Genomic DNA, 22,320 nt, shown 5'->3' on the forward strand with positions numbered 1-22,320 from the left:
CTTTACACCACCATTTTCCAAGTAAGATGAAAAAACGAAGACTTTTATCGGTTGCCGTACTGCTCCTGCTGGTATTCCATCCGGCTTGGAGCCAGGAGTTAAAACTGAACAATCTGGAGTATTTCGAGACGCAAGGCGTTAATGTGCTGGTGTACAACAACCTGTTTACCGGGGGGTTCAACGACGAGAAGAACGCCGGAATAGAACTGATTCATCACGGCGTCAGAACTGCGCAAGGGGGGGCGGTGCGACTTTCCAACACGCCGGAGCAGTGGGATCTGGTTCCCAGCATCTCGAACCGCAAGGTGAACCGGGCCGCGAAAACCATTGAGGCTACACTCCGCTACGAAGAGTACGATTTCGAGTCGCGCGTGGTGGTTACGGCTAAGGGCCAGGGAATTGAAATAGCCGTTTACCTGGACAAACCGGTTCCCAAGGCCCTCGAGGGAAGCGCCGGATTTAACCTCGAGTTCCTGCCCTCGCAGTATTGGCAAAAGGCGTACGTGGTGGATGGTCGCTACAACCGGTTTCCGCGCTACGTGGTGGGCAATACCACGACCCGGCCTAACAGTGAGAAGCCCAAGCAATACAAGGGGTATAAGACGGCCGACGACCGAGGGACCGGCAAATACATAGATCCGCTTCCGCTGGAAACCGGCCGCACCTTGCTCCTCGCCCCGGATGACCCCGCCCGCCTGGTAAAAATCACCTCGCCGGATGCCGACCTTATGCTCTTTGATGGCCGCCTGCTGGCCCAGAATGGCTGGTTTGTGGTTCGCAGTGCACTTCCGGCCGGAAAAACCGGCAAGGTGTTGACCTGGACCGTTGAACCGCACGCGGTTAAGGGGTGGATACGGGAACCCAATATCGGCTTTTCGCAAGTGGGCTACCTGCCCTCGCAACCCAAAGTGGCAGTCATTGAACTCGACAAGACCGACAAACCGCTTGCAAAGTCGTCGCTATACAAAATTGGCGACGACGGCCACGCCACCAAAGTCTTCAGCGGCCCTATTGCCCCCTGGGGTAATTATTATAAATACAACTATGTGAAATTCAACTTCTCTGCCGTCAAGGCTCCCGGGATATATTATATCCAGTACGGCAAGCTTAAAACCAACAATTTTTTAATTCAAAACAACGTCTACGATAAAATCACGGATGCCACCAGCGATGTATGGATCCCGATCCATATGGATCATATGGCAGTGAACGAGGCGTACCGGGTATGGCACGGCGAGCCCTTCAAGGAAGGGTACCGCCAGGCGCCGCCCAACACTGACCACTTCGACCTTCACGCGCAAGGGCCAACGACCGATACCAAGTATAAAGCCCTCGAGTTGATTCCCGGCTTAAACGTAGGGGGCTTTTTCGACGCGGGGGATTTTGATATCGAAACCGGCTCGAATATCAGCGTAGTGCAAAACTTTGTCCGGACCTGGGAATCCTTTAAACCCCTGCGCGACCAAACCTTTGTGGACCAGAAGCAACGCTACGTTGATCTTCACCGACCCGATGGCACGCCGGACGTCCTGCAGTTTATCGAGCACGGCACCCTGAACTTGGTAGCCCAGGCCGAGATTGTGGGCCACATGACCCAAACGCTTTCCAACTCGGTTCTCGACAATTACCACCACCTTGGCGACGCCGCCTCCCTAACGGACGGCCTCCCCTACAATCCCAAACTAGGCCCCTACGAAGTCGCCAGTGACGGGCGGTCAAGCGGCGTGAAAGATGATTTGTGGGCCTTTACCAGCCGTAATCCCAGCCTCGACCTGGCAGCCGCCACCATGTTTGCCGCCGCCAGCCGGGCCCTGAAGGGCTACAACGACAACCTCTCAGCCAGGGCCTTGCAACAGTCGAAAAGGCTGTTAAAAGAGTCGTCGGAACTACTGGCCAGTCGGCCGCAGGATAGTTTAAGCCGGCGCGGGAGAGCAGATATTGCCACTAACCTTCAACTCTATATCTCAACCGGTGAAAAGCAATACGGCGCTAAATTTCAGCAGCTTTTGTGGCCGGCACTGGACCGTAACGTCAATATTTTTCTTCTGACGGCCTTAGATGCCATCCCGCACCTGGACGCGTCTTACAAGGAAAAGCTGCGCCCCTACGTGGTAAAGTACCAGGCCTACCTCACCGGGCTTGAAAAGGACAATCCCTACGGAGTACCCATCGGCCTTGGCAACTGGGCGGGCAGCGGAGACGTGACAAACTTCGGGACGACCATATGTTTTGCCAGCCAATATTTCCCTGAAATTATCGACGGAAGCCATGCTTATAAAGCGGCTAACTATCTATATGGCTGCCATCCCTACCATAATTTTTCGTTGGTGGCAACAGTGGGGGCCACGCGTCCCAAAGCCGTCTTTTACGGCAACAACCGGGCTGACTTCTCGTTTATTCCCGGCAACGTGGCCCCGGGCTTGTTGTTCCGAAAACCGGATCACTTCGAGAATTACGACGACTGGCCTTTTTTCTGGGGGCAAAACGAGGGAACGATTGGCGGCAATACCCAGTATTTAATTTTTGGCTCGGCCTTCAAGAATTTAGTGAAATAAATTGGTTGAATTGCGGGCTATAATTCCGCTGCCGATTTAAGGTGATAAATTTTAGCGTAAGTAATAAGCTCATTAAGTTGATGCTTAGTACTTACGCTATTTTTTTCGAGCTGAGCGAAAAGGTGAAAACGATTTAACGAGCAATACCATCACCCAATAACTTCCTATAGCCGGGAGGTCGTGTCGTGCGGGCCCATGACTAAATAAGGGGTAGATGCGGGCGTAATAGCCAGACCGGCAGCATAGCCCGTGACCTATAGCTTTCAGCTCCCTGCCTCTCCCCGCCAACTCTGCGACGAAAGCTATTGGCACTTGGGCTAGGCAGTAAAGCCAAAAAGAAAACAGGGCTTGGCTCTTTAACCCTAACTTTCTGAACTGGCAGCAACCGCTTCTTTCCTGGCCCAAGAAGCGGCTGTTAGCGCGGGCCGGCCTACTAGCCAACAACCCCGGTTGCAACTCCTCTTACTTAAGTTGCAGAGTGGTATCTCCGTTTGCATGAGGTGAATAGCATGGTTATCTTATCTCAACTAAGACGTCCGTTAGCAGGCGGTAACCGTGAACTAGCGGTAAAAGCGAGCCACATAGACGCTTCCTTCCGTCAAAAGCCGGACGCTGTACCAACCCATTGGTAGTGCGGGCAGGATCAGGCGGTCGGTGGTCAATCTTAAGCGCAGTGGGCTTACCACCTGCTGCCCCGGCGCGTTGTAGGTGTTAAGCCGTAGCACCTGCGGCCAGCCGGCCAGTGAACTGGTACGGCAGCGCGTTCTCCGTCAGCTAGGTAGGGTAAACGAAGAAGGCGGCGGCTGACTGGCTGCCGCACCGGGCTCAGCTACCAGCACGGTAGCAGACAGGCCTAGCGTTCAGATTCCGTTGAGCTGGGAAAGGCTGGCGACTGTGATTTTCTTAACGGTTGAGTTGTTGCTGCCGCCCATGAACTGCCAGGGGACAGTAATTGCCGCGGCACTGTATGCGCTTGTCATTTCTTATCCACCTAATAAAGCAGTCGGGATTGGTGCTACAACAATCAACCCCGGTTGCGGGCAGTGGGCTCAGCTTCGTCATAACGGGCTTGTGGAATACGCAGCTCTATCTACTGTAAATACAAAAAAGAGAAGATATCTCCGCGTCCGTATCGAGAGACTATAGCAGGCAAAAGAGTGGATTAGCGAAATATAAAGCAATTCAAAGACCGTAGTTTACAGGGTTGTTCTATATTTGCAGTACAATTTTTATACAATACTTTATTTCTATACTCTGCTTTAATACGGAAAGGCTACCACCTCCTCTTTTCCAGGCGTTGCGCAAACGCAACAGCGAGCGCCACGAGCCGGAGGGGAATCGCTAAACTCTTCCTGTTTCAATTATGCCCGCTTTGGCTGGGCTGAGAGGAACCCAGGCGTCCTGTGCTCTTGACCGACAGGTTTGAATCGGGTCTTGGCAGGTGTCAGCCGCCCTCAACAAGCACTCACAGCCCAATCAATTATGAGGCTGCCCTACTACCTTATGCGCACCCCCTATTCTTTTTCAGCTCTCGGTCGAATCTTTCCGCGCCAGGTTATACACGTGTGCCGGCAGCTCCTGCTTGGTATCTGCCTGCTGGCGGCATCCGGCCAAGCCGCCGCGCAGGCCCCCCCTATGCAGTGGGACCGCACGCTAGGCGGTACGGAACACGAGACGATGCAGGTCGTGCAGCAAACGGCTGATGGCGGCTATCTGCTAGCCGGCTCTTCCAACTCGCCTGTAAGTCTGTTTAAAAGCCAGCCCCGCCGCGGCGTGGACGACTATTGGGTGATCAAGCTCGACGCCCAGGGCCGCCGAGAGTGGGACCGGACCCTCGGCGGCACCAGTGGCACGCTTAACTACCTGTCTGGTGCCCAGCAGACGGCCGACGGGGGCTACATTCTCGGGGGCATGTCCTGGTCTGGCGTTGGGGGCGACCGGACGGCACCGAGCCGCGGCAATTACGACTACTGGCTGGTTAAGCTCGACGCTCACGGAGCAGTGCAATGGGACCGCGCTTACGGGACCAACGGGCCGGACTATTTTACCAGCCTACAGCAGACGGCAGACGGCGGCTATATCCTGGGCGGATACACCGGCTCTGGCGTTAATGGGGACAAAACGCAGCCCCTTCGCGGCAACACCGATTACTGGGTAGTCAAAGTTGATGCCCAAGGCGTGCAGCAATGGGACCGCGCGTTTGGAGGCGACCCCGCTACCCCGTTCCATGGAAACCAGCTCCAACAAGTCCGGCAGACGGCGGATGGGGGTTACATTCTCGGCGGGTACACGACTTCCGGCCAGGGCGGCGATAAAACCCAAGCCAGTCGGGGCTCCTCCGATTTCTGGCTGATCAAGCTCGATGCGCAGGGAACCAAGATCTGGGACCGAACCCTAGGCGGGGCCGGCTCAGATTTGCTGGTTGCCTTACAGCCCACCCCCGACGGGGGCTATATCCTAGCGGGCACGTCCACTTCGGGGGTGGGTGGGGACAAAAGCCAGCCTAGCCGCGGGAGCGGTGATTACTGGCTGGTAAAAACCGATGCGCAAGGCGTGAAGGAGTGGGACCGCACCTTCGGCGGCACCGACTATGACGAGGTAAGCAGCGTCTGTCTCGGCACCGATGGCGGCTACTTGATCGGCGGATTTACCCGGTCCGGGGCCACGGGCGACAAAACCCAGCCCGGCCGTGGGCAGACCGATCAGTGGCTGGTGAAAGTGGACAACCACGGCAGGCTCCAATGGGACCGCACCCTTGGGGGTGCGGACTTCGACAACCTGGGGCAGGTGCAGCCCACGGCGGACGGCGGCTACATCCTTGGGGGCAGTTCTTCGTCGGGCGTATCGGGCGAGAAGAGCGAACCAAATCAGAATACCAACTACACGCCCGATGGCTGGCTGATCAAGCTGGGTTCCCCGACAGTGCACATCACCGGGCCAGCTGTCGTGTGCCCCGGAAGCCAGCTCCAGCTAACGGCGGCTAGCACCTCGCCCATCCTGACCTACAGCTGGAACACGGGGGCGACCACTCCTACCCTGCCGGTTACCCAGCCCGGCACCTATACGGTTAAGGTCACCTTTGCCGGCGGCTTCACCAGTACAGCCACCCAGCAGGTGACGCTCTTTTCCGCCGTGCCGACCCTGACCGGCGATTCGGTGTTGTGTTCGGGCCGTTCCGGCACGTTGACCGCCGCCGCGGTCGGGGCCACCGCCTTCGCCTGGAGCACCGGAGCAACCACTCCCACCATCACCCTAACGCAACCGGGCGTGTACTCCGTCCTGGTCACCTATGCAACGGGCTGCACGAATACGGCTCGCATTAAGGTGCGTGCCGCCCCCACGCCGCCCCCCTTTACGCTCGGGATTGACACCGTTACCTGTGTTGGCCAACCGCTGCTGCTGCGCGTCCCCTCAGCGGTCCAGCAGGCGGGACTCTCTTATCAGTGGTCCACGGGGGCCACTACCCCGTTCCTGCTGGTGCGTGAGTCCGGCACTTACGCGCTGACCGTGCACACCAGCTGTGAAAACCGCACGACGAGCCGCGTCGTCACCTTTCGCGCGTGTGTAGCTATTCCCAACATCATCACGCCGAACTACGATAAGCTCAATGACGTGTTCGTCATCCAAGGCTTGCCTGGCTCGGACTGGAGCCTTGAGGTGTACAACCGCTGGGGAAAACAGGTCTACCAAACCCCAATCTACCAGCACGACTGGGGACGGGAGGTTCTGGCAGGAACCTACTTTTATGTGCTCCGTCAGGCTGCAACCGGCACGCTCTACAAGGGCTGGCTGGAGGTGGTCAGGTAACAAGGCCCTCCGGCATTCCTCGTCCAGTAGGCACTGGTTCTCAAGGCAAGCATGGCGAAAAAAGCTTACTTGGGTTCAACTCAGCGGCTCTCAGCAAGGCTGGCGGTGCGGGTGTTGGCGGTCCACCGTACCCGCCGGCTCAGGCCCCGGCCACGCTTGCCTCTGGCGGCGTGCTGGATGAGTAGGTGGCTCTAGCTGTTCAAGCTGCGTGGCTCCTTGAAAAAGGAGGGGCTACTCGCCCTGCGGCAGAATGTGGGGCAGGCGCTGGCGCACCAAATCCAGCAGCGCCACCGGCACGGGCAACTCCTCGGGGCTGCGCGCTTTTAGGTAGCGCACCAGCGTGAGTTGCTCGCGCAAGGCTTCCGCTAAGCGGGCCTGCCGGAACCGCCAGGCGTCGGCCCCCTCGGTGGCCAGCACCTGGTGCCGCAGCTCCAGCGCCCCCACCACCAGTTCGGCCAGGGCCTGCAGCACCGCCAGCTCCGGCTCGGTAAAGGTGCGCGGCACGGTGCCCGCCACGCACAAAGTGCCCAGGCCGTACCCCTGGGGCGAGCGCAGCAGGGCGGCGGCATACAGCCGCACCTGGCGCTGGCGCATCAGCTCCGGCACAAAGGGAAGCTCCTCGAGCACGGCCACGGGTTGCGCCAGCTGCACAACCTGGCTGCAGAGCGACTCCACCACCGGCAATACTTCCTGGGCCGGCATGCCGGTACTGGCCTTGTGCCAGACGTGCTGCTGGGCCACAAAGGCAATGCGGGCCACGGGCGTGCTGAACAAGTACGCGGTAAAGGCGGTGAGCTCGTCAAAGAAGGACTCCTGGGCCGAGTGCAGAATGTCGTACGTGCGTAGCGCCTGCAGCCGCTGGGCTTCCGGGAGAGCTTGGGGATCGAGCATAAGAGAAGGAAGTTGCCGCGCGCGAAGGGCGTAAGATACACCTTCTCGCGCGGCTTCGGGCCCGGGGCGCCGGACGCCCCCTGCTCGGTGCCACTTCGCCGTGGAGGACTAGGGGCCACACGCCTTGCGGCCGTGCCACTACCCAACGGTGGCCCCGCGTACGACGCAGCCCCGCGGGTGCAGTTCCTAGCCCACTAGCATTCCCTTTCAAAGCGGCACGCGTTGCTACGGGCAGCCTCTGCCCCACCTAGTTGGATATCGAATCCGGGGGGCTACCCACTGCCGAAGCAGCAGGCCGCAGCAGGCGCAGCACCGACATTTTAAAAAAGGTCTGCCCGCGGCGGGTGCGAAAGCCGGCCTCGTTGAGCTCGGTGGCAATCTGCTGCAGGGAAAGCCCCTGCCGGTGCAGCGAGATGGCCAGGCGCCGGGCCTGCCGGTTCTGCGGATGCGCGGCCGCGTTGACCTGGCGCACCTGCAAACTTTTGGCAATGGCCGCCCCCGTTAAGTTCTCGGGGCGCCCCAGCGTTTCCCCCCGCGCCTTCTTGGCCGCCAAGGCATCCTTGGTGCGCTTGGAGATGGTCTCGCGCTCGTGCTGGGCGATGATGGCGAAGATGCCGACGGTGAGGGTGTTGGCGTCGGGCATGTCGCAGCAGACGAAGTCCACGCCCGAGTCGCGCAACGCCAGAATAAAGCCGGCGTTGCGCGAGAGCCGGTCCAGCTTGGCGATGAGCAGCGTGGCCCGGGCTTCCCGCGCGGCGGCGATGGCGGCCAGCAGCTGCGGGCGCTGATTGCGCTTGCCGCTTTCCACTTCCACGAATTCCGGTAGCAGCTGCCCGGGCTGGGGCGCGAAGGCGCGCACGGCCGCCCGCTGGGCGTCGAGGCCTAGGCCGGACTGCCCCTGGCGGGCGGTGGAGACGCGGTAGTAGGGAACGAAGCGGCGCGGGAGCATGCGGGAAGGAAAAGCGGCTTTTCAGGGCGGCAAGATAGGCAGCGTAACGTTTATTAAAGGAACGTTCAATAAACGTTACGGCCCTCCCCTGTTCTTCCCTTCACTCCCCGACTTTTCCCGGCTGGGCTAGTATATAATTCGCTTGTGCCTTTTTTGTGCCAAGCATGGTACAAGCCGGGAACGGCAGGCGGCCGTTTCCGGCCAAAGCTGGTCCGCGGCCCGCGCCCGGTTGGCAGTTAGTTTGGGATGTTCCTAAAGGTGCCTTTTACAAGCTGCGGCAGTTATCTCTTTAACTTAGTCCTCATCGCGGGAATGGCGCGAGGGTCCTGGGACGGGTAGCGCCGGCCCGCGCGCTAGTTGGCCTCGACCGAACCGCCTTTGCCCCCTCTATTCGGGGCAGATTTTGTGGCCGCCGGCCCGTTGCGGTCGGTGCGGCCGGGGGCAGTTGCGGTTGCGTAGCTCACGGCCCGCCCGCGTTCTGTGTCGACGTGGTGCCGGGCCGCGGTTTCGCTGGCCGCACGGTCGGCAGCACCCGACTGGTGGTGGAAGCTGCCCAGCGCGCCCACTTTCAACCGCTCCTGTTTACCCGCACGATCCCCTTGTTGGGCAAAGCCGGAAGCCGGGGCGGGTCGCCTAGGCGAGGGACGCGCACTTAGGCTCGCCCCGGAATTGAGCGGCGGCCGTAGCAGAAGCCTCGCGGCGCGGCCGCCGCAACGGCCGGCTTTGCTCGATATCCGCTACGCGCTGCGCATGCTGAGGGAGCAGCACGCCCAGGGGCTCTCCTCTCCCAACCTAACTCGATATCGCAACGCGGGGGCGCCCGGCGCTAGGCACAGCCTATTCGCCCACCTAAGTCCGCTGGCGGCTCGGCGGCGCCAAGCCAGTTCAAGCCCGCGCGGGAGGCACCGGGGCTTGCTGCCGCGCTTCACGCTTGGCGCCGCCTGGTTGCGCCGCTGGCAGGCTACGGGCTGGTGCGAGAGGCTGTGCTCCTAAGCAAGCTGGCGGATCCAGATCCAACCGGAGTTAGGGCGAAACAATAGGTTGAAATATACCAAGAATTCTCGGTGCTCGCGGGCCCTGGTGCGCGGCAGGTAAACGAATGGCGCTTGCTTGGCCGGGCCAGGGGGCTGGCCCCGTTGCGGCCCTCCCCTCCCCACAACAGTAGCGAGCTTCCGGTCAGCGCAACGCGGTTTCTACCGGGCTTACGTTGGCTCCACCCGGGCCGGGGCTTTGATTGGGGGCAACGCCCAACAGGACTAGTTTCCGGTGGAGCCCACCGGCGCAGCCTGCTTGAGGGGCAGCCGACCCCTCACTACTGCTAGGGGAACGCAGTGGTTTGGCCCCTGGTTCAGGACGGCCAGCCGGGCAAACCGGGCAGCTGGTAGCGCAGCAACTAACCGCATGGGATTTGCGGCGGCTACTACGCAGGGCCACTCGATCAAATTATGTATCTTTTTGTCAGCAAGTTAACTTTATTCTAAAATCCAAGGAAGTTAAACTTCCTGCACTTCCCTGACAAGTTGCTACCTAAAACTTCTTTGACTTCTTTTAGAAGTTATACATCTTAAAGAAGTTTTACAAGCTAAACTTATCTAGGAAGTGCTACACGTTCAGGAATTATAACAGGTCGAACCAGTTTAGGAAGTTAAGGAAGTGTATGCTATGCGGGAAGTTAAAGAAGTTGTAGAAGTATTGGAAGTGTAGCATCCTAGGCTTTTTTGAGAAGTTATACTTACCAAGGAATTACTGCTTCCGTAGCAGGTCAAGGAAGCGCAGGAAGCTATAATTTCCTATACTTGCAGCCAAACCATCAACGGATTGGATTATGAAGGTTATAGTATTTGCCAATCACAAAGGCGGGGTAGGGAAGACCACCTCTACGTTAAGCGTAGCGCAAACCCTGGCCCGGGATGGCTACCGGGTGTTGCTGGTTGACTGCGATGCGCAGCGCAACCTGACCCTGGCCTTTCGCCTGCCGGCCGGTTATCCGGACCTGGGGCTGGTACTGGAAAAGAAAACCCAGCTAACCGACATCGTCTTGCCCGTCACGGAAAACCTGCACCTCGTGGCGGCGACGCCCGACCTGGATTACCTCGAGAAAATGGTCGGGCAGCAGCTCGGCTACGAAAGCATCCTGCGCAAGGGCCTGGCCCCGCTCCAGGACCGCTACGACTACTGCTTGGTGGATACGCCGCCTTCCTTGTCGGCGCTAACCTACATGGCGCTGGTGGCCTGCACGGCCGTCTTTATTCCCTGCCAGCCCGAATACTTCGGCTACGAAGGCTTGAACAAGCTGATTCAGGCCTGCGAGCGGGTGAAAGATCTCTACAACCCGGCCTTGCTGATCGGGGGCATCTTTTTCACCAAGTACAGCAGCCGGTACCGCAAAAGGCTGCACCACGACGTGGTGGCGCTCATCGGCTCGAAGTACGCCGCCGACAATCTGCTGATGGCCACCACGATTCGCGAAAACGTGTCGCTGGCCGAGGCCCAGATCAAAAAGCAAAGCATTTATCAGTGGGCTCCGGACAGCAACGGGGCCGTCGACTACGACTCCCTCACCCACGAAATTGTGGCCCGCGTATGAGCAAGCAATCCAAAAAACCAAGTTTCGGCGACGACCTGGACGCGCCCGCCTCGCCGCTGCTTAACGACGCCCGGCTTTACGGCGTGCAGCGCCCGGTCGTCCCGCTCCCCGCCTCGCGCCCGCTGGCCGCGGTCGAGCCCGCCCCTACGCCCCCGCCCCCGAAGAGCAACCCGGCCCCGGGCAGCGAGGAAGAATGGTTGAAGTTCAGCTCCTTTTTGCGGCGCAGCACCTACGTGCGGCTCAAGCAGAGCGAGTACTGGGACCGGCTGGTGCTTAAAAAAGCGGTGGACGCCGCCGTTTGTGCTTTCCTGGAAAAAATGGAAGGCGCCGATAAGCCGCTGCCGCCCGAGGAAGAGTACCGGCTGCAGGGCCGCAAGCTTCGATAGTCGCCCCGCCCCCCAAAACCGCGGCACCCCCTCGTTCCCCGCTACTCAGCTTTTTTTACTTGCGCGGACTTGGTTTGCTGCTACAAAAAAGACGTTCCCCAAAAACGCCACTAGTCTTTTTTTTTATACTAAACTTATAGAGTATTATAGGGGCGGTATCTACTTGATTGTGAAGCGGTAACAAGGGTCATCTGCTACAAAAAAGACGTTTGCTGCTACAAAAAAGACGTGCTGCTGCTACACAAAGGACGTGCAACGACTACAAAAAAGCCGACGGAATCCATCATCTGCTACAAAAAAGACGTTGCCTTTCCGGGGGCCCGCAGGGAGTGACCAGGCCGATCTGCTACAAAAAAGACGTGGCCACGGGGCATCTGCTACAAAAAAGACGTGGCGCTTTCGGGCTACGGCCAGCGCTGGCACCTAGCTATCTGCTACAAAAAAGACGTTGCGCGCCCTTATCTGCTACAAAAAAGACGTTGCCTTTCCTATGGATAGTACCCCTCCCGAAAAGCGAGTTGCCCAGCATAATGCGCTGATTAACGCCCGGTTCAGTTTCGTGCCGTTGCAAATGCGCCTGTTCGTTGCCTTGCTCTCGCGCATCGATTTCGATGACGTGGATTTCAAGGAGCACTTTATTCCGCTCGAAGAACTGGTCTTTGACCGGCGGGGGGGCTCGGCGTACGAGCAGGTCGACGAGATGTGTAAGGGCCTGACTTCCTTTACGCTCTACATCGAGGAGTTGGAAGAGAAAACGCGCAAGCGCCGGCGCAAGCCCAGCTACACCTACATACCCTTGATGGCCGAGGCCGGCTACCGCGCCGACCTCGGGGGCGTCGTGGCCAGCTTCAATCCCAAGATCATGCCCTACCTGCTCCAGCTGCGGGAAAGCGGCAATTTCACCACGGCGGACATTCAGCAGGTGCTCAAGCTAAAAAGCCCCCAGTCGCTGCGAATTTACTGGTTGCTAAAGGAATACGCCGGCTTCGGGCGGCGCACCATCAGCGTCGAGGACCTGCGCTTTATTCTCGGCATCGACGAGCACGAGTACCCCCGGTTTTCCAACTTCAAGGCCCGGGTATTGGACAAAGCCCAGAGTGAAATAGCGGATACCGATATTCCGTTCACGTACGAGCTGGAGCGGGAAGGCAAAACCGTGGCCCGCATCAAGTTTCTGTTCGAGCAGCTGGCCGCATCTGCTACAAAAAAGACGTTGCCCGGGGCGGCCGAATGGTCCGAGGCCCTGCTGCAAATCGGCGTAAGCCAGCGCAGTATCACGATGATCGCCCACCAGCTGGAAAACGACGAGTACGACGTGGGCTATATCGGGTTCGTGGTGCGCATAGTGGAAACCCAGTTCCGCAAAGGCAAAATCAAGAAGCCGGCGGGCGCCATCTACAAAGCCCTGGTGGAAAAGTACCTGCTCGACGACTACCACTTGGCCGTTAAGCCCCGGCCCAGGAAAGAACTGGCGGCGGCCGCCACCCAGCCGCCGGCGGCGGCCTTCAAGCTCAGCGAAGTCCGGGCGATGTACGACAACCCGGGGCCTTTTGCCCAACGACAGAAGCGGGCGGCTACCTTCGACGAGCATCTGCAGCAGGTTTACCTCAAGGACGGCTTCGCGCTCGAGCAGCGCGACGGGGAGCCGTGGCTGGTTAAGCAGGGCTAGAAATACGACGTAAGCCACGGCAGGCCATTGGCAATTCGCCGCGGGCTGGTGGCCGGGGCGTCGAGGCGTTTTGCTACGGCGCGGGCGGGGCCGGCAAAAGAGTCGGCAACGTTAACCCGATCGGGGCCGGCGCGTTCTGGCTCGTCCGCATGAGCTGCCTCGCTGATAGGGTAGAGGGTGAGCATACAAAGATTTAAAAAGCGGGGTTAAGGCTTTGGGCAACGTCGCCGCTACCATGACTTGCCTCAATGATGTGTACGCGTAGGACAGAATAGTACTCTTAATTATCAAGGTTTTATAACCTTGTGGTTAAATCAGAAGTTGGCGTCCTGGCTCGGAAACGGTGACTAGCAACGTTGATTGAAAGCTTAATTGAAAAGGCAGTGCGGGCTGCGCTGCAACCTGGTCTACCGGCAGCAGGTCTGCCCGCAACCGCGGGCCGAAGACAATCCGCTTGAGCAAGGGCTACTCGACCCCTGGCCGCCGAGTTGCCACAAGCCCATTCACCCGCGCGCAAGTATTTCTTGGCTAACCCCGCTTGCCTCGACTCATTGCCCCGTTCTCGCTCCGCCATTCCGGTACCCCGACAACTTAACGGGTAAGTTCGCGGGCTTAAAGAAGAACTTTAAACGAGTTGGAATAGAAAATACTACTTTTGCGTAAGTACTTACGTAAATACCTAATAAACTATGCGTATTACTCGGCACTGGTGGGACTTGGCGGCCGAGCCAGCGCCGAAGCAAGCATCGCACGCGCGAAAGCCGCTGCTGTTTTTATTGGATTACAACTTGCGTTTTCACTGTCGCTAAGCGGTCCCATAGTGGGGCGCAACTTTCGTACGGCCTTCTTACCCTTTTTCACCCCATGTTATACGACACCAAAATAGCGCTGGTGCTAAAAGCCGATCTGCTCACCTGGCAGAAGCTCAATGTGGCGGCGTTTCTGACCAGCGCCGTGGCCATTCAATTTCCGGAAACGCACGGGCCGGTCCTGCGCAATTCCGCCGGCGCGGCTTATCTGCCGTTTCTTCGGCAACCGGTGCTGGTGTACCAGGCCAACCAGCCAGAAGAATTACACCGGGCTTTTCGCCGCGCCAAAGAGCGGGGAGTGCACGTGGGCATCTACACCGAGCCGCTGTTTGCCACGAAGGGCGAGGCGGAAAACGTGGCCGTAGTCGCCCGCTTTGCCGACGAAAACCAACCGCTGGTGGGACTGGTGCTGTACGGCGAAACCAAGCAGGTCGGTAAAGCGCTGGACGGGCTCAAATTGCATAGCTAACCGACCAGATCGGGCCCTGCAGGCGCTTAAAGCGCAAGGTAGGCAACTCGGTAGCCCGGCCAACCTCACCAAGGCCTGCTTTTAAATCACCTCCTCTGTGCAACTTAGTGGCTTACTCCCCTTCATCTGACAAAGGCTTTCATCATTTCAGGTAGGGGGCAAGCTGCGTTACTAAATCGTCGCCGTGCAGGTTGACCGCCACAATTTTGCCCGTGGGGTCAACCAGAAAATTTTGCGGGATGCCTTGGACGTTGTAGCGCTGGGCCGCCTCATTTTGCAGGCCCCGCAGGTCGGCTACCTGCGTCCAGGGCAGCTGGTCATCCGCAATGGCCTGAAGCCATTTCGCGCGCCCCTCGTCCAGTGAGATGCTCAGCACCTCGAAGTTGCGGTTCTTATAAGCTGTATAGGCTTGGAGCAGCTGGGGATGCTCGGCGCGACACGGGTGGCACCAACTGGCCCAGAAATCCAGCAGCACATACTTGCCCCGGTAGTCGGCCAGCGAAACCGGCCGGCCGGCCGGGGTAGGTAGCACGAAGTCGGGCGCCTGGGCGCCGATGGCGGTAGCCTTTTGCTTGGCGAGCCGCTGGCCGTACTGCTGCCCGGCCGGGCTATGGCGCAGGGCGGGACTAAGCGCGGCGTACAGGGGCGCTGTTTCGCTGTAGGGCGTGTAGAGGGGCAGCTGCTGCAGGATTTCGACGCTAACCCAGGAGGCCGGATGCGCCTTAATAAAGGCCTTGTCGGCTTGGGCTATCTCGTCGCGGAAGGCTTTGAAGTCTCCTTTCGGGCCCGCTTTGGCCCGCTTATCGTTTAAAAGCTTAAGGGCTGCCTGGTGCTGCTGGTAGTCGGCGGTGAGCGGCCCGCCCTGTACCCGCGCGTTGTGCACCGAATCGGGACTGGTGACGACCACCGGGCCGGGCTCCAGAAACAGCCGGATGCGGTCGGCCGACTCCACGTACATGGTGACCTTCTCGCCTCCCACCAGTTGCTCGCGCCACCCATCTTGCAGCCGGCCCTGGCGCTCCAGCACCAGGGACACCGTCAGGGGCTGGGGGGTTGTGCCTTGCAACTCGAAATGCCCGTGCTGCAGCGTGGCGGAATCAAGCCGCTGATCACCGCGCACCAAATACACCTTCGCCGGCGCGTTGAACGTGCCGAGCTGACCGCGTAGCTGGTAGGGGTAGGAGGTTGGCGCTGAGGCAGGCGGCTGAGCCCAAGCGAAGGCGGGCCCCAGGAGGGCCAGCGGCAGACAGGAGTTGCGCATGAGGGGGGAAGGAAAGGTGAGCTGTGAAGCTAGTTAAAATAACAGATAACTGTCTCTAGGTCGGTAACTTACGTGGGTACTGCGGCGAGTCCAGAAGCAAAGGAGTGGCAACCGGAACAGACCAGGCGGAAACAGCCAAGGCGGTGGCCTATTCACGGGTCATCTGGTAGGTAGCAATGACGAGTTGCGGGTTGGGGGCCGGCCGCGCGACTGGCTGCAAGAACAGGCCGTTCGCACCAGTCCGCCGCCGCGCTGGCGAGCGAGCAGCGGGTAGCTTGCCCGCTGCTGGTCGGCCCTCCGCCAGTTAAACGAGGTTAGGGGTGTCAACTTAACAGGGGAACCCCGCCAACTCACCGGGGAGTAACAGCCAATAGGGCTGAAGGGGTCCGTAAGGCGGTCAAGGATAGGTTGCCCTATGGGAATCATTTTTCCCAGTCTTGACTCCGACCGTACCCCACCGGACCTTTGCGCCCAAAAACATGAATTACCAACTGTTTGGCACCCGTACGGGGCTCCGCGTAAGCGAACTGGCGCTAGGAACCAGCACCTTCGGAACGGGCACGGGGTACGGAGCGGACCCGGCGGAAGCTCGGCGTATCTGGCAAGGCTACGTGGCAGCCGGTGGCAACTTCATCGACACCGCCGACGCCTACCACCAGGGGGAGGCCGAGCGCCTGGTGGGCCAGTTGATGGGCTCCGACCGGGGCGACTTTGTGCTGACGTCCAAGTACTCGCGCACGGACAACCCAACGGCCACCCTGGCGCAGCTAGGCAACCACCGCAAGGCCATGACGCAAGCCGTGGAAGCCAGCCTGCGGCGCTTGGGCACCGACTACCTGGACCTCTACCTGGTGCACCTGCCCGACAGCGTGACGCCGGTGGCCGAAATCGCCCGCGGCTTCGACGAGCTGACGCGGGCCGGCAAAATTCTGTATGGCGGCTTTTCCAACTTCCCGGCCTGGCGCGTGGCCGCGGCCGCCACCCTGGCCGAGCTGCGCGGCTGGGTGCCGGTAGCCGGCATTCAGGTGGAATTTAGTTTAGCGCAGCGCACGGCTGAGCGCGAGTTGCTGCCGATGGCCGAGGGCCTGGGGCTGGGCGTGATGGGCTATTCGCCGCTCGGCGGGGGCGTGCTCACCGGCAAATACCGGCAGGGGCAAACCGGCCGGGCCACCCTGCTCGGCGCCCCTACCCAGTCGTCCCACCTCGATGCCGTGCTGGACGTGCTGCTGGCCATAGCGCAAGAGGTGGAAGCCACCCCCGGGCAGGTAGCCACGGCCTGGGCCCTGACCCGGGGCGTCGTGCCCATCATCGGGGCGCGCACCCGGCAGCAAGTCGATGAGCAGCTTGGGGCCGCCGCGCTCCTGCTCCGCCCGGAGCAGTTGCAGCGGCTGGCAGCGGCCTCGGCCGTGCCGCCGGGCTATCCGCACGAGCTACTGGCCGGGCAGCACAACCTGCTCACGGGCAACCGGGCCGACCGCGTGAGCTGGCCGACCCGCCCGGTGGCTTAGCGCGCGGGGAGCAGCGGCCCCGAGTCAGCAGGGGACGAGGCCGTAGCCAGCACCCGCTCTAATTGCGCGCGGTGCGCTTCGCCCCACTGGCCCAGGTGCGTAATCACCGGCAGCAGCGATTCGCCCAGGGGAGCCAGGTGGTATTCGGTGCGAGGAGGAGTTTCGGCAAATACGGTTTTGCTAATCAATTCGTGTGCTTCGAGCTCGTTGAGCTGCAAGTGCACGACCCGCCGGGTAGCCCCGGGCAGCTTTTTTTGCAGCTCGCCGGGCCGCCGGGCACCTTGCGCGATATAGTAGAGCAGGCCCACTTTCCATTTGCCGGCCAGCACTTCGCGGGTTAAGTGCACGCCACAGGCCAAGTCGAGGGAAATTTTGCGTTTGTACATACCGAATCTAAACCTGAGCGGGTAGTGGGAGGTTGGCGGCGCCGCCAACCGGACGCGCCAGATACCCGGCGACCGTGCTATCCGTGCTATCCCGCGAAAAAGTTTGCCCTGAAACTGGACGGCGATTCGCCGGTCTTGGTCATAAACAGCCTGCTAAAATAGGCCGGGTCATCGTACCCAAGAGCGTAGGCAATCTCTTTGGCCGTCAGGGAAGTATGCGCCAGTAGCCGCTTGGCTTCCAGGATGATGCGGTTCTTGATCACCTCATTGGGCTGCGGCAACCCGAGGCGGTTGAATTTGTGGGTGATGGTTTTCGGTGCCAAGCACAGCAAATCGGCGTAATCGGCGACGGTGTGCTTCACCTTGTAATGCTCTTCGACGAGCCGGGTAAACTTGCGAAAAAATTCCAGGTCACTTGGTTGATCCGTTAGTTCATCGGTCAAGTGCTGTCTTTTCCACGAGCGTGTCGCGCGGATGAGCAACTGCTTGAGGTAGGTGCGGACCATCTCTTCCAAGGAGCTGTCATTGAGGTTGAATTCCTGGAGCATTTCGTGGAACACCCCGCTCAAGAAAGCGTTTTCACCGTCCGACAGCTCCACTTTGGGCATGTTCCGGATGTTATTGAACAGTAACCCATCACACGCCACTTCCAGGTCGTGGATCTGAATGCAGTAAAAATCGCGGTTGTAGAAAACAAAGTACCCGCGTTCCTGGCCGGCGGCTTCCAGTTCCAGATACTGATTCGGGCTAATAAAAAACAAGGTTGGTTGCTGCGTGTCGTAACCGGTGAAATCTACCTTAAGCTTGTAGCCGGCGGGCAGATACAGGATCTTGATGTATTCCTTATAGGCGGGTCCGTTGATGGCGTGGGTTTGCTCCTCACTTACGGGCAGCAAGCCCAGCGTCTTTAAATTGTTGTTGAAAACGGTGGTGCTCATAGCTCTATACGCTGGCGAATAGCAGGGATTTTAGGTTCCAGAGAACCGCTTGCCCCGGGGACGCGACGAGTGGCTTCCCCGGGGCAAGCGGATGGTTAGTTTCTGGCGAATTTTTCCAGCTCGGCGTTGAATTTATCTTTTTCTTCCAGGAAGAACCCGTGCCCGCCTTTTTCAAATTTGACGATGTAAGACCCCTGGATGGCTTTGTTGAGTTGCTGGGCCTGGGCAAAGGCGCATAGTTTGTCGTTTACGCCGTGGAATATGGCGACGGGCATTTTGATTGTTGACAACACCGGCCGCAAGTCCAGGTCCCGCAAGGCGCTGATAGCCTGCGTCGTAGCGTAGGGGGAAGCATTGAGGTTGATGCTTTCCAGCCATTTGATGGCTTCCGGCGACAGGCTACCTTCCTGGCCTTCGAAGGCCTTGCCAAAGCCCGCCACCAGCTGCTCCCGGTTGGTTTGGGTTTGCTTGATCAAATCCGCGGCGCCCTGGTCGGTGATGCCGTAGGGGTAGCCTTCGCGCTGTTTCCAAGAGGGGCCAGTGGCGCCGAACAAGGCTAATTTCTTGATATGCGCGCCCTTGTATTTGGTCACGAAGTGCAGGGTTACGGCGCTGCCCATGGAAAATCCCCCGAGCGTGGCCTGCTCGATTTTAAGTTTTTCCAACACCACCTTGATGTCGTCGGAGAACGTATCGAAATCGTATTTGCCGTAGGGCCTGTCGGATTTGCCGAACCTGCGCAGGGAAATGCCGATCACCCGGAACCCTTTTTCAACCAGATACTGGTATTGGTATTCGTACATCTCGTTGTTGAGCGGCCAGCCGTGGATAAGTACGATGGGCTCGCCCTGGCCAAGGTCAATCACGTGCAGTTTTACATTTTTTTCCACCTCAATGTATTCCTCTCTTCCCAAGGAAGCTGGCTTGCGGGTTTGGGCAAACAGGATTTGGCTTGGGATAAAAGTGAACAGGAAGGCAATGGTCAAGGCAAGTGTTTTCATCTGGGTTGTACCGTTGGTTTTTTAAGTTAACCTGCTAACCGCTAGCAGATTGTCGTTGCGTTTCGACATTACAAAGGTGGCAGGCTTACTCTCTCCGAAGAATGGATGAAAGGCCATGTGCCTGGTACATTTTTCCCGGAAGGCTTTTTGGTGGTTCCCCCACGCCGCTTTTGCAGCAACCTAAGGCACTGTAAAGTCATCCGCGGGCAGCTTTGCCTGCAGCGATGCAACGAGGATGAGGACGCCTTCGTGGCGTTCGAGCACATGCGGCAGAAAGCCCCGGTCGAGCCCGCACGGGCACCAGCACCTTGGGTTGAAAGGAAGATTCCCACTCCTTGGTGGTGCGCACTGCAAATCCGCCGCCAGGCGTTTCCGGGCCGCCCCTGGTATGGAGTAGGCAGAATCTGCAAAGTGGTGTTAGACACCGGGCAGTATGGCCGCCCGCCGCGGGTGAACAGCAACCCAATGGGCGGTGGTGGCCGGCGAATCATCCCCGCCACAACGGGGCCGGCGACAAAAGAAGGTCCCGTTGTGGGGGCGGTGCGCCAGTGCCCCGCGGCGGGATTTGCCGGTCTGCTGTGGTGTCGAGCAAGCCTTGCCGGACCTGACTACCTGGCTGTGGACTCGCCATACCGGGCGCGCGACCAGGAGCGCGACGAGCAGCTGCGGCTTAGGTGGTTTATTACGAAAGATTTTCAACGCCCCGGCGAGTGGCCCCGGCAAATTGCGGGCGCCTCCCGCCGGGGGTGAATGGGCAGGTGAGCCTTCGAAAACCACGAACTGGGGGGAACAGGGAGTTATTTCGTTGCCTTGCTTAAAGCGGAATAGTAGCTCGCTTACTTTAAACAATCACCGGTACCCGCTTGCGGTGCTAGCGGGCCGTGGGGCGACCAGCAGGGGCAGCGTTTACAAGCGCTCAGCGAAAAGAACATTCTGTCTTCGCAAGCTCCGCATCCTGACAAGCTTCGGTCAGGATCTGCTCCATTGCCAACAGCAAGCCCGGGATGGGGGTATCGCTCGTGTTGGTCAGGCAAAGCGCGCCGTTGGTGGTCAGGGCCCCGATCGTTTGTTCCATTCCTTTGCCCGAGCGGACCATGGGGCCGTACAACGCGTCGAGTTTTAAGGGTCCGAAATCAGTTTGATATCTTACCCTAACCAGGTTGGTAACCATGATGTGGTGGTTGAAAGCCTGCTTGAGCGCGTCCAGCATCTGCCCTAGATCATTGTGGCCGAAGACGATGTCGCGGAAATACGACAAATAGCCCTTCGTGTAGTCCACGGAACTGGTTCCCGCCAGCCCGGCCTTGGCCAGCCTGGCCAACTCCCAGAAAGATAGCTGGGGCTGGTGGTCAAAAAACACGGACTGGGTGGTGATATTCAAGCCAACGTTATCGTCCAGGTGGAGGGGTCCCCTGGTGCAAACCGGCGAAACTACTTCCATCCTGGTGTGCTCCCAGCCCGGACGCATTTGCCGCGAAGCCAGTAACACGGCCGCGCACAGGGCGCCGTGGACGCTGGTATTCTCTTGTCGGGCGCGTTCGAGCAGGCTGCGGGTTGTGCTGGCCGAAAAGCGGTGCGAGGCAACCAAGGGGGTGACTGCCGCCGTCTTCGGTTTCAGGTCCAGCACTTGCTGGATGGTCTGCGCCGGCTGATCTTCCGGCAGCCCGAGGGTTTCGTCGTTGGCCACTTGCGGTGCCAGTGCTTCCAGCTCTTGCCCGGTAACGGCGAGCAGGATGTCCCGCGTTAAATAACTCAGGGACGTTCCATCGGCCACCGTGTGGTTGGCGGCCAGGATCAGGATGGTGCTGTCGGGTTTTTGCAGCAGAACAACCCGTAACAGCGGACCTTCGGCCGTGTTAAAGCGTACGGCAAGCTCTTGCTCAACCTCCTGCTCCCACCGGTAGTCTTGCGCTACCTGCACCACGCGGAGCGGAATGGGCAGGTTCTCTACCTGCTGCAGGGTAGGGCGCGCCAACTCATCGAGCCTAACCCGGACCGAAAGATTCGGATGGCGTTGTTGAACCAAGTTGATGGCCTTCCTCCACTTTTCGACGGGCTGGGTGCCCGAGATGTGCGCGGCCAGGCAAAAATCCTTGGAATCAATTTGATCCAGCAGCCAAAACGTTTTTTCAAATGCCCCTAGGATGCGGTTCTGTTGTCTTTTCATTTTGCATTGGTTTAGATGAGGGATAGCAACCGGGAAGTTCCTGCGCTAACTGAATGCAAAATTGGCCGCCCGAGACAGGGCAGAGAATGGACAAAAGGCGAAGGGGCATGCACATTTAACCCTCCCTGTACCCCGTTCAAAAAGCCCTGGACACAACCACCGATGCCAACTGCCCTTGCGTGCGGCTTCACCTCGCCGCTGGTCTTCAACCAACCAATAAACTCGGTATAGTACAACAAAAAGCTTCCGTGTTATTCCACGAAACACGGGTTGACTCGGTGGCTGCTCTTGGCCTTCGGCGGGTTTTCTCTGTGGCGGCCGCGCAAGCCCAGGGCTACCTGCTTTCTTTTTCCCGGCAACGTTTCCCCCGTCGTCTCGCTCCCGCCCGCGCTGGGTGCCCCTTTGGCGCCGTTGGGAAGGCCCGCGCCGCGGGTAGCCCAAGGGCGGGTTCTACCTCGGGCCCGCGCCGGCAGCACGAGCGGGGGCACCTCAACCACCCGCGCCGTCGCTCGGCGAGCGTGGGTGATTGAGGGGCCCCCTATCATCCGCAAGTGAAGTAAAATTGGTGGTAGATGACGCGGGCAACACTTTCGTGACCGGGGACGCCTTTTTGGCGCGGCAATCTTGCCGGGTACGAGGGTGGCCCGGCGGGCGTAAACAGCCACGAAGAGACCAGTGGAAGGCCAAGATAATCCGGCCCGGGTATGCTTCTTAAACAGCCTCTGGAAGATGCCCAAGCAACGTTGTCTACGCACGATAAGGGCCCCTTATCACAGCATACGGCCTTGCCTGGGACACCGGCCGGGGCGTTTAAAACGCGTTACGGCGGCTTTTATACGATTGCTGAGCTCGTAGCGCCAGGGGCCAACGAGGTCCGCTGGTGCTACGAGCGCAGGTAGCCAAGAGGGCGTGGCCGCTACTCCTTACTCGCCTGTTC

General features: G+C 59.4%; 19 protein-coding genes. 9 read left to right on the forward strand and 10 right to left on the reverse strand.

The window, feature by feature from the left end:
- Window positions 1-26 precede the first annotated feature (26 nt).
- Both P1X16_RS30300 and P1X16_RS30305 read left to right on the forward strand, forming a co-directional pair.
- Window positions 27-2,555: a cellulase N-terminal Ig-like domain-containing protein gene (locus P1X16_RS30300; protein WP_277236514.1), complete on the forward strand. Its 2,529-nt coding sequence runs from the start codon at window positions 27-29 to the stop codon at window positions 2,553-2,555.
- Window positions 2,556-4,058: 1,503 nt separating this feature from the next.
- Window positions 4,059-6,362 carry a gliding motility-associated C-terminal domain-containing protein gene (locus P1X16_RS30305; protein ID WP_277236515.1) on the forward strand — a complete coding sequence of 768 codons (2,304 nt, stop codon included), beginning with the start codon at window positions 4,059-4,061 and terminating at the stop codon, window positions 6,360-6,362.
- 231 nt (window positions 6,363-6,593) lie between these two features.
- Here P1X16_RS30305 and P1X16_RS30310 read toward each other — a convergent pair whose 3' ends face one another.
- The 4 genes from P1X16_RS30310 to P1X16_RS30325 all read right to left on the reverse strand — a co-directional run bounded on the left by P1X16_RS30310 (window position 6,594) and on the right by P1X16_RS30325 (window position 8,970).
- On the reverse strand, window positions 6,594-7,253 hold the full coding sequence (locus P1X16_RS30310) for a GAF domain-containing protein (RefSeq protein ID WP_277236516.1): 660 nt from the start codon (window positions 7,251-7,253) through the stop codon (window positions 6,594-6,596).
- 247 nt (window positions 7,254-7,500) lie between these two features.
- On the reverse strand, window positions 7,501-8,202 hold the full coding sequence (locus tag P1X16_RS30315) for a recombinase family protein (protein WP_277236517.1): 702 nt from the start codon (window positions 8,200-8,202) through the stop codon (window positions 7,501-7,503).
- A 353-nt stretch (window positions 8,203-8,555) separates the two neighbouring features.
- The gene (locus tag P1X16_RS30320) at window positions 8,556-8,774 is read right to left on the reverse strand and encodes a hypothetical protein (RefSeq protein ID WP_277236518.1); all 219 of its coding nucleotides are present in this window, start codon (window positions 8,772-8,774) and stop codon (window positions 8,556-8,558) included.
- A gap of 61 nt (window positions 8,775-8,835) precedes the next feature.
- The gene (locus tag P1X16_RS30325; RefSeq protein ID WP_277236519.1) at window positions 8,836-8,970 is read right to left on the reverse strand and encodes a hypothetical protein; all 135 of its coding nucleotides are present in this window, start codon (window positions 8,968-8,970) and stop codon (window positions 8,836-8,838) included.
- A gap of 1,057 nt (window positions 8,971-10,027) precedes the next feature.
- Here P1X16_RS30325 and P1X16_RS30330 point away from each other — a divergent pair.
- From P1X16_RS30330 to P1X16_RS30340, 3 genes are all read left to right on the forward strand, one after another.
- Entirely contained in the window at window positions 10,028-10,789 is a 762-nt protein-coding gene (locus P1X16_RS30330) for a ParA family protein (RefSeq protein ID WP_277236520.1), read from the forward strand.
- Entirely contained in the window at window positions 10,786-11,175 is a 390-nt protein-coding gene (locus tag P1X16_RS30335) for a hypothetical protein (RefSeq protein ID WP_277236521.1), read from the forward strand. Before P1X16_RS30330 ends, P1X16_RS30335 begins: the two co-directional genes overlap by 4 nt.
- 490 nt (window positions 11,176-11,665) lie before the next feature.
- Window positions 11,666-12,844: a replication initiation protein gene (locus tag P1X16_RS30340; RefSeq protein ID WP_277236522.1), complete on the forward strand. Its 1,179-nt coding sequence runs from the start codon at window positions 11,666-11,668 to the stop codon at window positions 12,842-12,844.
- On the opposite strand, the gene P1X16_RS30345 is transcribed toward P1X16_RS30340, so the two are convergent.
- Entirely contained in the window at window positions 12,841-13,029 is a 189-nt protein-coding gene (locus tag P1X16_RS30345) for a hypothetical protein (RefSeq protein ID WP_277236523.1), read from the reverse strand. The genes P1X16_RS30340 and P1X16_RS30345 overlap by 4 nt on opposite strands.
- 679 nt (window positions 13,030-13,708) lie before the next feature.
- On the opposite strand from P1X16_RS30345, the gene P1X16_RS30350 reads away from it, so the two are divergent.
- Window positions 13,709-14,122 carry a DUF2000 family protein gene (locus P1X16_RS30350; RefSeq protein ID WP_277236524.1) on the forward strand — a complete coding sequence of 138 codons (414 nt, stop codon included), beginning with the start codon at window positions 13,709-13,711 and terminating at the stop codon, window positions 14,120-14,122.
- 142 nt (window positions 14,123-14,264) lie between these two features.
- Here the strand turns inward: P1X16_RS30350 and P1X16_RS30355 are convergent, their stop codons facing one another.
- Window positions 14,265-15,383: a TlpA disulfide reductase family protein gene (locus P1X16_RS30355; protein WP_277236525.1), complete on the reverse strand. Its 1,119-nt coding sequence runs from the start codon at window positions 15,381-15,383 to the stop codon at window positions 14,265-14,267.
- 479 nt (window positions 15,384-15,862) lie between these two features.
- Here P1X16_RS30355 and P1X16_RS30360 point away from each other — a divergent pair, with 479 nt between their 5' ends.
- Window positions 15,863-16,891: an aldo/keto reductase gene (locus tag P1X16_RS30360; protein WP_277236526.1), complete on the forward strand. Its 1,029-nt coding sequence runs from the start codon at window positions 15,863-15,865 to the stop codon at window positions 16,889-16,891.
- Here the strand turns inward: P1X16_RS30360 and P1X16_RS30365 are convergent.
- From P1X16_RS30365 to P1X16_RS30375, 3 genes are all read right to left on the reverse strand, one after another.
- Complete coding sequence (locus tag P1X16_RS30365) at window positions 16,888-17,277, reverse strand: helix-turn-helix domain-containing protein (RefSeq protein WP_277236527.1); 390 nt, start codon at window positions 17,275-17,277, stop codon at window positions 16,888-16,890. The two genes, P1X16_RS30360 and P1X16_RS30365, sit on opposite strands and share 4 nt — an antisense overlap.
- Window positions 17,278-17,363: 86 nt before the next feature.
- On the reverse strand, window positions 17,364-18,215 hold the full coding sequence (locus P1X16_RS30370) for a helix-turn-helix domain-containing protein (RefSeq protein ID WP_277236528.1): 852 nt from the start codon (window positions 18,213-18,215) through the stop codon (window positions 17,364-17,366).
- A 95-nt stretch (window positions 18,216-18,310) separates the two neighbouring features.
- Complete coding sequence (locus P1X16_RS30375; protein ID WP_277236529.1) at window positions 18,311-19,216, reverse strand: alpha/beta hydrolase; 906 nt, start codon at window positions 19,214-19,216, stop codon at window positions 18,311-18,313.
- Window positions 19,217-19,480: 264 nt separating this feature from the next.
- Between P1X16_RS30375 and P1X16_RS30380 the strand changes: the two genes are divergently transcribed.
- Entirely contained in the window at window positions 19,481-19,966 is a 486-nt protein-coding gene (locus P1X16_RS30380; RefSeq protein WP_277236530.1) for a hypothetical protein, read from the forward strand.
- A gap of 166 nt (window positions 19,967-20,132) precedes the next feature.
- Here the strand turns inward: P1X16_RS30380 and P1X16_RS30385 are convergent, their stop codons facing one another.
- Window positions 20,133-21,383 (reverse strand): condensation domain-containing protein, encoded by a 1,251-nt coding sequence (locus tag P1X16_RS30385; protein ID WP_277236531.1) that lies wholly within the window; start codon window positions 21,381-21,383, stop codon window positions 20,133-20,135.
- A gap of 248 nt (window positions 21,384-21,631) precedes the next feature.
- On the opposite strand from P1X16_RS30385, the gene P1X16_RS30390 reads away from it, so the two are divergent.
- Window positions 21,632-21,913 carry a hypothetical protein gene (locus tag P1X16_RS30390; RefSeq protein WP_277236532.1) on the forward strand — a complete coding sequence of 94 codons (282 nt, stop codon included), beginning with the start codon at window positions 21,632-21,634 and terminating at the stop codon, window positions 21,911-21,913.
- The last annotated feature ends 407 nt before the right edge of the window (window positions 21,914-22,320 follow it).

Origin of the sequence: Hymenobacter sp. YC55 (genome assembly GCF_029433095.1) — a bacterium.
Lineage (GTDB): Bacteria > Bacteroidota > Bacteroidia > Cytophagales > Hymenobacteraceae > Hymenobacter.